This window comes from Salipiger bermudensis (assembly GCF_020171625.1).
Taxonomy (GTDB): Bacteria; Pseudomonadota; Alphaproteobacteria; order Rhodobacterales; family Rhodobacteraceae; genus Salipiger; species Salipiger bermudensis_B.
The window spans coordinates 1-11,201 of the sequence record NZ_JAIUZY010000028.1 but is presented as its reverse complement, the minus strand read 5'-3'; the positions used below and the strand labels follow the sequence as shown (position 1 = coordinate 11,201).

The 11,201-nt window shown below is 63.0% G+C and carries 10 protein-coding genes; 7 read left to right on the top strand and 3 right to left on the bottom strand.

Annotated elements, in window-relative coordinates:
• Positions 1-81: 81 nt before the first annotated feature.
• From LCM15_RS22480 to LCM15_RS22470, 3 genes are all read right to left on the bottom strand, one after another.
• The gene (locus LCM15_RS22480; RefSeq protein ID WP_224860055.1) at positions 82-1,113 is read right to left on the bottom strand and encodes a hypothetical protein; all 1,032 of its coding nucleotides are present in this window, start codon (positions 1,111-1,113) and stop codon (positions 82-84) included.
• Positions 1,110-1,850, bottom strand: a complete 741-nt coding sequence (locus tag LCM15_RS22475) for a hypothetical protein (RefSeq protein ID WP_224860054.1) — start codon at positions 1,848-1,850, stop codon at positions 1,110-1,112. The genes LCM15_RS22480 and LCM15_RS22475 overlap by 4 nt, the downstream gene beginning before the upstream one ends.
• 1,313 nt (positions 1,851-3,163) lie before the next feature.
• Entirely contained in the window at positions 3,164-3,928 is a 765-nt protein-coding gene (locus tag LCM15_RS22470) for a DeoR/GlpR family DNA-binding transcription regulator (RefSeq protein WP_224860053.1), read from the bottom strand.
• Between the two features lie 169 nt (positions 3,929-4,097).
• Between LCM15_RS22470 and LCM15_RS22465 the strand changes: the two genes are divergently transcribed.
• From LCM15_RS22465 to LCM15_RS22435, 7 genes are all read left to right on the top strand, one after another.
• Positions 4,098-5,066: an ABC transporter substrate-binding protein gene (locus LCM15_RS22465; protein ID WP_224860052.1), complete on the top strand. Its 969-nt coding sequence runs from the start codon at positions 4,098-4,100 to the stop codon at positions 5,064-5,066.
• Positions 5,066-6,769 (top strand): ABC transporter permease, encoded by a 1,704-nt coding sequence (locus tag LCM15_RS22460; protein ID WP_224860051.1) that lies wholly within the window; start codon positions 5,066-5,068, stop codon positions 6,767-6,769. The genes LCM15_RS22465 and LCM15_RS22460 overlap by 1 nt, the downstream gene beginning before the upstream one ends.
• Entirely contained in the window at positions 6,757-7,812 is a 1,056-nt protein-coding gene (locus LCM15_RS22455) for an ABC transporter ATP-binding protein (protein ID WP_224860050.1), read from the top strand. Before LCM15_RS22460 ends, LCM15_RS22455 begins: the two co-directional genes overlap by 13 nt.
• Positions 7,813-7,871: 59 nt before the next feature.
• Positions 7,872-8,879, top strand: coding sequence for an MBL fold metallo-hydrolase (locus LCM15_RS22450; RefSeq protein WP_412103314.1), 1,008 nt, complete (start codon positions 7,872-7,874; stop codon positions 8,877-8,879).
• Between the two features lie 8 nt (positions 8,880-8,887).
• Positions 8,888-9,436 carry a histidine phosphatase family protein gene (locus tag LCM15_RS22445; protein WP_224860048.1) on the top strand — a complete coding sequence of 183 codons (549 nt, stop codon included), beginning with the start codon at positions 8,888-8,890 and terminating at the stop codon, positions 9,434-9,436.
• The gene (locus LCM15_RS22440; protein WP_224860047.1) at positions 9,433-9,897 is read left to right on the top strand and encodes an HAD family acid phosphatase; all 465 of its coding nucleotides are present in this window, start codon (positions 9,433-9,435) and stop codon (positions 9,895-9,897) included. Before LCM15_RS22445 ends, LCM15_RS22440 begins: the two co-directional genes overlap by 4 nt.
• A 542-nt stretch (positions 9,898-10,439) precedes the next feature.
• Positions 10,440-11,195: a peptidoglycan peptidase gene (locus tag LCM15_RS22435; protein WP_224860046.1), complete on the top strand. Its 756-nt coding sequence runs from the start codon at positions 10,440-10,442 to the stop codon at positions 11,193-11,195.
• Positions 11,196-11,201 lie beyond the last annotated feature (6 nt).

The window sequence follows — 11,201 nt, the reverse complement described above, 5'->3', positions numbered from 1 at the left end:
CTCGGTGATCTGCGCGACGGCGTCTCTCTTGAAATCGTCGCTGAACTTGGTGCTGCTCATCATGGCCTCCTCGCCTCAAAATTAGCAAAGAAGGCGTCCACGATACACGGGGCTATTCACATGGAGCCAGCAGCGGCGGATCTCATTGTCAGCAAGCTCCTGCGGAGCTTCCCTGGGATCGATGACCTCAGCACGTACAACACCATCGCCGGAGGTAAAAATCGACAGCAGGCACTGGTCCCATTCGAACTTCTCACCAAACGCCAAGGCGCGCACGTCAGTCGACCCAGCTCCCTTGGTGTTGGCCCCGTGTCGCGTCCCACCGCGACCGAGCACGGTGACGACATCGGAAATCGCCTTCGCACGCGTGCGGATCGTCGTGATCGAGGGAAAGTTGATGTCTTGCGCCATCTCTCGGGGAGAGCGGTGGAATACTTTTGTCGCCAGCTTGTAAACAGATGCCAATTTTGGCTTCTTAGGATCATGCCAACGGTTTAGGACGTAGTCGATGAACCGCTCTTGCCATTCGCAGAGCCTTGGCTCCCGACGCCCCTTCATACGGTCACGATCCGCCAAGACAACTGGGTTCTGATCGAAGCGATGGTAGACGTCGCGGTAGCTGGTCAGGGTCCGCCCTTGCGGGACATCAAAGCCGCTTGCGAGCTTCCCGCCGCGGCGTGTCCCGAGAAAATTGTGCCCAGGCGCGATCTGTTCCGCTCGGGTCAATAGAAGACGGCGATGTGTACCGCTCTTGTTCATGCTGCGCTGGGTGAGCTTCACGCCCTCGGCGCGCAGCTCGTCTTGGGCGATAACAAGAGCTAGGCGCGCCTGGACAATCCGCTGGTCTTTTTCCGAAAGCTGATCAACGCACTCGAGGCCGTCGGTATGCTTGAGCAGAGCCTTCCGCTTTTCAACATCGGCCGGCTTGATGACCTCGCAATCCCGGTGTCGGATTGCAGTCTCAACCCGCTCAAGCGGCAGCGTGAAACACTCGCCGGTTTCCTTGCATTCCACCGCATAACCGCTCTCCTCGCGAACCGACACCGTCAGTTCGCGACCATCCAGCTTCAGGATGGATCCTTTGGGGATGTTGTAGAGCGGTTGCGAGGTCATGCGTTCAGCGCGACCCGGGAGGGGTAATCAATGACCCCATGCATGTCCGTCCAGAGCACATTCTGACCGATGAGCCGCATCGCCGCCTGGTAGCAGCGCCACGGCTCCATGTCGCAATTCGCGATCAGGTCGCTCAGATACCAATAGCTGGTATTGCGTGCGGCATCCTCGACGAGCTCATCCGCGTCATCGTCCGACACCTGCAGATAGTCCCAGATACGGCGAAGGTTGTCGCGATAGGCGCGCGTGTAGTCATCGGTGCAGACGACCATGCAGTCGTCAGCAAAGTCCTCGGTGACCGCAGCGAAGATGTCGTCGATTTCGTCCTGGGTTTCGCGCCTCGCCAAGCTCGTCGCGTTGCGGACGAAGACCGCGCGCCGGTAACCGTCCCGAAAGGTCAGCCGCAAGTCGAAGTGATGGGGGTACACTCCCTTCTGGCGACGGCAATAGTAGTAAACAGGGGCAAGCTGCACTTCCAGTCCATAGAGTTCGGGGCTGCGAAGGGCATCCAGAGCGACGGCGTATTCGGACTCGCCATCAAAATGGTAAAGCTGCCGGATGCCGCCCGTCATCGGCGTTGCCAAAGCTGTCGACACCCGCTTGACCGTGTCGCTGCGGGTCAGAGGATTAAGAGCACCTGCATAGGGGAGCACCCCGTGGATCGGTGCCACCACTAGGGCGGGCTGTTCCTTCTTGGGCGCCGGTTGGTCCTGCAACCAGTCTTCGTAATTCGACATGCCGTCTCCGTTCCCGGAAACGAGGCGCTTCCGGGGTAATCATCTTTTCATCCAGGAGCTCAGACCGCGCTTGCTCGGGCCGTTTTCGGCCTCTAGCTTGGCAAGTGATACACGGGCGATCTTTGCCCCAACTTCCAGGCGCGCACCCCAGGGTGCGCGTTTTCTTTTGCGCAGGACTTGGCCCTCAGGGACCGCCGACCTTGCACAAGGGGAGGGTCCGCGAATCCGCTGAAAATCCAAAACAGAAAATGCGCCCGGCCTTCAAGGCCCTTACCAAAATGGAGTCAACCCCCTGAAAATGCGAAAAAATATCGACTGAATTTTCTTCACATGAGCTCTTCAGGGGCCATCGGCGTCACGTTCTCGGGGCCGGCGCGACGATGTCGGACATGTTCTCACAAGGTGATGAGCAGGACATCGAGAGAAGAAAGTTGCCACGCCCCCGCGAGCTATCAGCCGAGGTGCAATTACGATTGCGACCAGATCTCGCTCTAGTTGCGCGCAGTGCCGCTGTCGTTGCGGCCGCAACAAGTCGACCACCCAAGTCGCCAACGACGGGCGAGTTGATGAGCGAGGAAAGTCCGGAGGTTTGAAGATCGGGCAGTTTGTAGCCATTGTGGGAACAAACTCGCTCGATGGTAAACCCGACGCCCTATGCGTTTCTTGCGAAGTGGCCTGATGGGCGGCTGAGACTGCAAGATGCAACCGTTCGCCAGGCAGGAGTTGCGATGGACGCCGGATGCCAACGACGCAGATCGCGGCGTACACGGGGCGGATACCGGACTTTCGCCGCGGTCGCGAAGGCACCTCGGCCGCACCGCGGAAGCGGCCATTCAAGCGAGAACCAAGGCCGGAACCCGCTCGATCGACATCAGGGGCGGAGAGCGGTCGTTCGCCGCGGTCGCTTCGGCACCCCTGCCGCACCGCCGAAGCGGACATTCGAGCGAGGAGCAAGACCGAAGCCCGCTCGATCGACACCACGGGCGGAAAGCTGCCGTTAGCCGCGGTCGCGAAGGCATCCCGACCACACCGTGGAAGCGGACGTTCAGGCGAAAATCAAGACCAATATCAGCTAGATCGACAGGAGGGCCGGGATGCGGGCTTTATCCTAGGATCACGATAGCGGGTCCGCCCGCCCCCAGAGGAAAGTTGACTGCAGCCATATGATGCAACGAGTACGGGGCCCTCAGGCAAATGCACCTTGCGGAGTCCGAATGGATGAGCGCGACCGCCACGCGACATGGTTCTTCCCTAGCAGAGCTGAAGTAAGATTTACGCCACGGAGACGAGAGGTCGTCGCGGCCGCACTACGTTCACACTTCGATAACCCGGCATACTGCTTGCCTGCAGTCTCGCAGCAAAGCCGGCGCCAACCGCGCGCCGGTGACGACCACGTCGAAGTCGCGGATGTGGCCCATCTGACAGGCAAGATCCGCCCCCATCTTGGTGCTGTCCACCACCAGGACGCTCTGCTTGCCGCAGCCCGCAATGGCTTTGCGCACAGCGATTTCGTCCGAGTTATAGTCCATCACTCCCCCTAGGTCAGACACCCCCCCGCAGCTGAACACGGCATAATCCACACGGTATCTCGAGAAGAACTGGTGCGCGGCGACGCCGATCATGTCGAGGTCGCGCATGCGCACCGTTCCGCCGGCCAGTTCGACCGCGATACCGGGAGCGTTCTGCAGGGCGCAAACCGCGTGAATGCTGTTCGAGACCACGAACAGGTCCCTGTGAGACGTCAGGAACCTCGCGCATTGCTCGACCGTCGTGCCGGTGCCAAGCGCCACGCGGGCACCGTCGGGGATCAGGTTCTTGACCGCCAGGGCGATGCGTTGCTTTTCCTTGCGGGCAATCCCCTCGCGCGGCAGGTATCCGATGTTCTCGCTTTGCTGACGCAGCTGGGCGCGGCCATTGCGGCGCTGCACCAGGGCGGCTTCGTCAAGGTCGCGCAGATCGGCCCGAAGGGTCTGGACGGAAACCCCCAGACGCGCGGACAGGTCGGCGGCCGAGAGCGACACGTTCTCCGCCAGAAGCGCGAGGATGGCGTCGCGGCGTCCATGCAAATCCAGCCTCACGGAAACTTTCCTTCGAAAATAAGTTGATCGAGGGAAAGCGTACGGAGGACCGGCAAGTGCTGCAATATAAATAAATATTTAACGCCCTGGTTACAAAACTGTTGATGAGTACGCGGATAAGGGCCCGAATGCAGCTTTCGTTCGAAAGCCTTAACCCGGGAGCAGCCCCATGAAATTCGCCCTCACCTCCGCCGTTTTCGCGCTCATGGCCGGCACCGCCATGGCCGAGACCATCACGCTTTACACCTCCCAGCCCAATGCGGATGCCCAGCAGACCGTCGACGCCTTCATGGCCGCCAACCCCGGCACCGAGGTCGAATGGGTCCGTGATGGTACGACCCAGCTTATGGCGCGCCTGCGGGCCGAGATCGAAGCCGGCAACCCGCAGCCCGACGTGCTGCTGATCGCCGATACCGTCACGCTGGAAGGCATGGCGCAGGAAGGCCTGCTGGCCGCCTACCAGTCGCCCGAAGCCGATGCCTACGACGCGGCCCTTTATTCGCCCGAAGGGTACTACTACTCCACCAAGCTGATCACCACCGGCATCGTCTACAACACCGGCGTCGAAACGGTGCCGACCTCGTGGAGCGACCTGGCCGATCCCGCGATGAAGGGCATGATCGCCATGCCGTCGCCGCTCTATTCCGGCGCCGCGCTGATCCACCTGGCCACCCTGACCGGCGACGAATCCCTGGGCTGGGACTACTACGCCACCCTGGCCGAGAACGAGGCCCGCGCGCAGGGCGGCAACGGCGGCACCTTCCAGGCCGTCGCCTCGGGCGAAAAGCCCTATGGCATGGTCGTGGACTTCCTCACCATCCGCAACAAGGCCGAAGGCTCGCCGGTCGAGTTCGTCTTCCCCGAGGAAGGCGTGTCCTACGTGACCGAGCCGGTCGCGATCATGTCCTCCGCCAAGAACATGGAGGGCGCGCAGAAGTTCGTCGATTTCTTGCTGAGTGCGGAAGGCCAGGAGCTGGTCCTCGACATGGGCTACATCCCCGCGCGTGACGGCATCGGTGTGCCCGAGGGCTTCCCGGCCCGCGAAGACATCAAGCTGATGGCCTTCGACCCGGCCGAGGCGCTGGAGAACTCCGAGGCCAACAAGGGCAAATTCGCAGAGCTCTTCGGCGCCGAGTGATGGGGATCGCCTTGCAAACAGGAAGCAGCCGAGCCGAGGCTCGGCTGCTTTCGTCAATCCTGATCATCGCGCTCTGCCTGACGCTGGCGCCCGTGGTGCGCCTGTTCTTCGAGGGCGTCACCGATCAGGGGCGGCCAAGCCTCGATCTGATGCGCGACGTCCTGGCACAGCCCTCCACCCTCAGCGCGCTGAAGCATTCGATCGTCACCGCAGGGCTTGGCACCGTGGTGTCGCTGGTGCTGGGCGCGGCCTTTGCCTTTCTCGTGGCGCTGACCGATCTGCGGGCCAAGGCGGCTCTGGTCTTCTGCCTGATGATCCCGATGATGATCCCGCCCCAGATCACCGCGCTGTCCTGGATCCAGATCATGGGGCCGTCGTCGGTGCTGCTGAAGACGCTCGGCATCGCGCCGCCGCTGGGATCGCCGCAGCCGCTCTATTCGCCTGAAGGCATCATCCTGCTGCTGGGCATCCAGCACATGTCGATCATCTTCCTGACCCTGCGCGCGGGTCTGCGCTCCATCCCGCAGGACGTGGTCGAGGCCGCCCGTATCAGCGGCGCCCGGGGGCTGCGGACCTGGTGGCAGGTGGTGCTGCCCCTCACGCTGCCAAGCCTTGCGGCGGGGACCGCGATCACCTTCGTGACGGCCCTGGGCAATTTCGGCATTCCGGCCATGCTGGGCATTCCCGCAGGCTATTCGACCCTGCCGACGCTGGTTTACCAGAAGCTTGCAGGCATGGGCACCACCGTGCTGGCCGAGGTTTCGGTGCTGGCGATGCTGATCGGGGCCGTGGCCGTGACGGGGATCCTGCTGCAACGCCATTTCCAAGGGCGGCAGAAGCTGCACCTGGTCGGTAGCACCTCGCGCCCGCTGGCCCTGCCGCTGGGCGCGGCACGTCTGCCCGTTGAAATCGCCCTCTGGGCCGTCGTCTTCGCGATTCTGGTCCTGCCGATGTTCGGCCTTCTGGCAGCATCGCTGGTGCCGGCTTACGGGGTGCCGCTGCGCCTGGACACGCTTACGCTGGACAAGTGGCATGAGGTGCTGTTCCGCCAGCCGGTGACGACGCGGGCCTTCGCGAACTCCTTCGGGCTGGCCGCGGGCGCCGCGCTGGCGCTGATGCTGATTTGCCTGCCGCTGGCCTGGCTCATGGAACGGCGCCGGACGCGCCTGGCGCGGCTTTTCGACAGCCTGCTCGATCTGCCCTATGCATTGCCCGGCGTGGTGCTCTCCATCGCGATGATCCTGCTGCTGATCAACTTGCCCTTCACCGACGCCACGCTGTACGGCACGATCTGGATCATCTTCCTGGCCTACATGGGCCGGTTCTTCGCGGTCATGTTCCGCCCCGTTCAGGCCAGCCTGAAGCTGCTTGACCCGGCAATGGACGAGGCCGCGCAATCGGTCGGTGCCTCGCTGCGCCGCCGGCTGCGCGACGTGATCCTGCCGCTGTCTGCCCCGGCCGCGGCGGCGGGCGCGATCCTTGTCTTCCTGACCGCCTTCAACGAGCTCACCGTCTCGGCGCTGCTCTGGTCCTCGGGGACGGAGACCCTTGGCGTGGTGATCTTCAACCTCAATGACAGCGGAGAAGCGGGCATGGCCAGCGCCTTGGCCATGGCCATCGTCCTCGTCGTCATGGCGCTGATGGGCCTGGTCCAACTGTTGTCGCACCGTTTTCCAAAAGGAGTCGTCCCGTGGCAGACATAGATCTGTCTTCCGTCGGCAAGACATTCGCGGGCACGCCCGCGCTGCATGACATCACCACCTGGTTCGAGGATGGCGAGTTTATCGCCCTGCTGGGCCCCTCCGGCTGCGGCAAGACGACCTTGCTGCGTATCCTTGCCGGTTTCGAGGCCCCGACAAGCGGTCGCCTGCGGATCGGCGGGCGTCTGGTGGCGAATGCCGACACCGGGGCAAACCTGCCCCCCGAAGACCGCAATATCGGCTTCGTATTCCAGTCCTACGCGCTGTGGCCACACATGAACGTGCGCCGTAACGTATCCTACCCGCTGGAGATCCGCGGCCTGCCCAAGGCCGACATCGCGCGTCAGGCGGGGGCGGCGCTCGCCTCGACCGGGCTTGAGGCCTACGCGGACCGCATGCCCTCGGACCTCTCGGGAGGCCAGCGGCAGCGCGTGGCGCTGGCACGGTGCCTGGTCTCCGATCCCTGCGCCGTGCTGCTGGACGAGCCTCTGGCCAACCTCGACGTGGCGCTGCGCGCCTCGATGCAGGGGGTATTCACCGACTTCCACCAGCGCACCGGCGCCACCATGGTCTATGTCACCCACGACCAGTCCGAAGCCATGGCCATGGCCGACCGGATCGCGGTGATGGATCAGGGCCGCATCCGGCAATTCGACACGCCGCAGGCGCTTTACGAGCGACCGAAGAACCGCTTCGTCGCGGAATTCGTCGGGCGCGGCACGGTCCTGCCAATCCAGTCTGTCGCGACCCGCGGCGCGGCGCTGGAGGCCGAGGTGCTGGGCGCCCGGGTGACCGTGCAGGCGGAACCGGACCGTGGCCGTGTGCCTGTCAGCCACGTCTGCCTGCGCCCCGAGAACCTCAGCATCGCCGAGACTGGCGACCTGCGCGGCACGGTTTCGCGGATCACCTACATGGGAGGGAAATACCTGCTCGAGGCACTGACGACCTGTGGCTCGCGGCTCTTCGTGGAAACGCGGGCCCGGTTCGAGATCGGCGCGCAGCTGGGTCTCGCGATCACCAGCCCCTGGGCCTTCGCGGAGGACTGATGCAGAGCGTAAGACTACTTTCAGGCATCGGGGACAAAGGCCCCGCTTGCATCCAGCTGATGGTCGACGGGCGGATCTGGCTGCTTGATTGTGGCTTTGGCCCCGAGGCCAACGCCCAATTCAATCCGGCCTGGCTGGACGGCGCCGAGGCCGTCTTCATCAGCCATGACCACATCGACCACATCGGCGGCGCCTCCTACGCGGTCGAGGCCGGGTTGCCGATCTATGCCACCGCGCAGACGGCCAAGGCCCTGCCGCCGGCGGCCCGGGTCAACCTGCTGCCCGAGCAGGGGCAGGTGGTGATCAACGGCGTGACCCTGACCACCGGGCGCAATGGCCATGCCCTGGGCGGCGTCTGGTTCCATTTCGACCTGGGCGACGGGTTCTTCTATTCCGGCGACTGGTCGGAGGAATCCGACTGGTTCTCCTTCGATGTGCCGCCGCCTGCGGCAACGGCCGTGCTCGATTGCTCCTACCATCTGGACGACGTACCCCAGTCGGCGCGCTTCGCGGCCCTTGACGCGCTGCTGGCCCAAATGGAAGGGCAGGTGCTCTTGCCGGTGCCGCCGTCCGGAAGGGCTGGAGAGATGGCCCTGTACCTGATGCGGCATCACGGCTGCGAAAGCGTGATGCTGGATCCCGAATGCAAGTCGGCGCTGCGGATCGCACTGGACAGCGGGGCGGTCTGCCCCGAGGCCCGGGATGTGGCGCCGCTGCTGGATCGCGGCCCGATGGAACAGGCGCGGTTCCTGATCTGCGACACCCCGAACGCCGATGGCGGCGCCGCTTGGGGCTATGTCCGGGCTTGGAACGAAAGTGGCCGCCTGGGCCGCGATGCGCATGTCATCTTCACCGGCCACATGACCGCCCATGCACGCGGCATCTGCAGCGTTCCGGGCGGACATTTCCAGCGCTGGAACGTGCATCCGCCCCTGCGCGACCAGCTGAAGATGCTCCGGCGTCTTGGCGCGAGGCGTTTTGCGCCGGCGTTCTGCACCCGCCCGGAGGAGTACCTGGCAGAGGATCTGGAGGTCGAGGTGTTCTTCCACGACCGGGTGCGCCTGTGAAGAGATCTGTGATTGGCCGCACGCGTCCCGCGCGTGACTTCTGCCTGGTCCGGCACGGCGAAACGACGGCGAATGCAGGCGGGATCATTGCCGGCATCACTGACGTGCCGCTGACTGCACAGGGCCGGGATCAGGCCCGCGCGCTGGCCGGGCGGCCCTGGCCGGACGACATCGCCGTCTACGCAAGCCCCCTGAACCGGGCCCTTGAGACCGCGCGGCTTGCCCTGCCGGGACGGCAGGTGCGGGTGCACCCCGGCCTGCGCGAACGGGACTGGGGCGTCTTCGAAGGGCGCCCCTTGGCCCGACAGCCCGACCGCGAAGACACCCCGGACCAAGGCGAATCCTGGGCGGACATGCTTCGGCGGGTTGAGGCCGCGATTCTCGGGATCTGCGCCGAACACCCCGACGCGCTGCCTGTCCTGATCTGCCATTCGGGCGTTATCCGCGCTGCGCGCGTCTTGTGGACGACGGGCGATGCGGGCACGCGCCCTCCAAATGCAACCCCGCTCCTGTTCCGGACGGCGGCGGGGCCTGACCTGACGGAGCCCCCCCTATGACGAACACAGCCCCGATCCCCTGCGTGGTGTTCGATGTCGACGGAACGCTGGCCGAATTTGACGCCGACCGCCTTGGCCACCTTGTGCATGGCGTGGAAAAGCATTGGGATGACTTCCACGCAGCCATGGCCGACGCACCGCTGATCGCCCCGATTGCCAGGCTGATGCACCGGCTCAAGGCGAGCGGCGAAACGATCCTGATCTGCTCGGGCCGGCCGAAAGGCTGGGCCGAGCAAACCGTCGCTTGGCTGCGCAAGCATGACCTGCCATTCGACGGCATCTACCTGCGGGCCGAGGATCAGGACGCCGCCACAGACCCCGAGGTCAAGCGTCGTGCGCTGAAGGAGATGCGCGACGATGGCTTCGACCCCTGGCTGGTCATCGACGACCGCAGCTCGGTCGTCGACGCCTGGCGCGGCGAAGGCCTGGTCTGCCTGCAATGCGCGCCAGGCAATTTCTGAAGGCGTGCGCTCGGAGAATGCCTCTGTCCAGTGCCGTGATGCTGGGCACCGGTGATCCTGTCCGGCAAGCCTGGGGTCATGCAGCGATTGCCCCGGCGTGCAACGCCCTGGTTCCTCGCCCCGCGCGTTGTGTCAAACCTTCGCTCAGCCAGGTGGACCGGACTGTCGAAAAAAGGGCTTTCCCGGCCCTCGGTATTCTGCATAGCGGCTGTCGCGGGCATGGCGCCCGCTGCAGCTTCCTTCGCGCTGACAGTAAATCAGTCTCCTGCCGTGCTTGCAGTGAACGGTATCATCGCCCGCGGTACGGACCTCAGAGCCTTGGATTATACTGCGCGGTGACAAGAAGATCCGCAACTGGGAAGCTGCGCTGCGGCAATGGTGATCCTAGCCAATGTCCGGTTTCGGTCGGGAGCGATGGCGCACCTGAGGCAACCATGCGCCTGCCTCGTGCTGCGCCGCCGCATGACCGCTTCGAGCCCAAATCTAGCATTGGGTGGTCAGTTGTGTAAGATAATCAAAACAATATATGAGGCGACAGTGACATGAAAAATTACTTATGCTTTCTTGCTTCTGCGTTGCTTGCGTTTATGAGCAGTTCGGCGTTGGCTGACGATTTAAATACGATTAATGAAATGGCCGAAACTGCGTGGGATTGGCACCCAGACGACTTGATATTTAGAAACGGACTAAGCGATTTTGATGAACTTATCATGAAATCAGAAGGCAGCGAATGGGCCAGCGTCGGGATCATGCGTGCATCCAGCGGAAGCCCTCGTGTTGTTTACGTCGATCCCGTTGAGGGCGTCACGGAAACGATGATTGGAGACTTCATAGAGGGACTCTCTGAAAGTGAGTATGCTGTTTATAGAATTGATTTTATTGATGAATATTCGCCTGATGACGTGATGGCACAAGGTTCTTTATCGTCTTACACTCCCATGTCCGCATACATGAAGCCTTATGATACATTCATGCTTTTCGGGAATGAAGGGTTTTACAATGCCGAGCTGGCATACGAAGCGGCGCTAAGTGCAGGAATAGTTCTTGGGACGCCGATTCCCGTTGAGAATTTTGCGTCCAATGCGTTACGTGAGGTACTCGTGGACCGTTGGAGAGATTACCCTTATTGCGTTCTTGCAGTCGATCCTTCGAATTGCTGGCCTGAACTCAAGCGCATTTCGGTAGGGCGTTGTTGCAGAACTCTCGCCATGAAGGATTCACATTACGAATCCATGCAGTTAGACGGGCGGCATGAGCAAGCCCGAGCCCGCCCGCTACCGCACCACCAACTGGTCTGACTACAA

Coding starts and splice junctions, on each gene's coding strand:
- LCM15_RS22480 (WP_224860055.1), bottom strand. CDS start 1,113: ATGACCTCGCAACCGCTCTACAACATCCCCAAAGGATCCATCCTGAAG.
- LCM15_RS22475 (WP_224860054.1), bottom strand. CDS start 1,850: ATGTCGAATTACGAAGACTGGTTGCAGGACCAACCGGCGCCCAAGAAG.
- LCM15_RS22465 (WP_224860052.1), top strand. CDS start 4,098: ATGAAATTCGCCCTCACCTCCGCCGTTTTCGCGCTCATGGCCGGCACC.
- LCM15_RS22460 (WP_224860051.1), top strand. CDS start 5,066: ATGGGGATCGCCTTGCAAACAGGAAGCAGCCGAGCCGAGGCTCGGCTG.
- LCM15_RS22450 (WP_412103314.1), top strand. CDS start 7,872: ATGGTCGACGGGCGGATCTGGCTGCTTGATTGTGGCTTTGGCCCCGAG.
- LCM15_RS22440 (WP_224860047.1), top strand. CDS start 9,433: ATGACGAACACAGCCCCGATCCCCTGCGTGGTGTTCGATGTCGACGGA.
- LCM15_RS22435 (WP_224860046.1), top strand. CDS start 10,440: ATGAAAAATTACTTATGCTTTCTTGCTTCTGCGTTGCTTGCGTTTATG.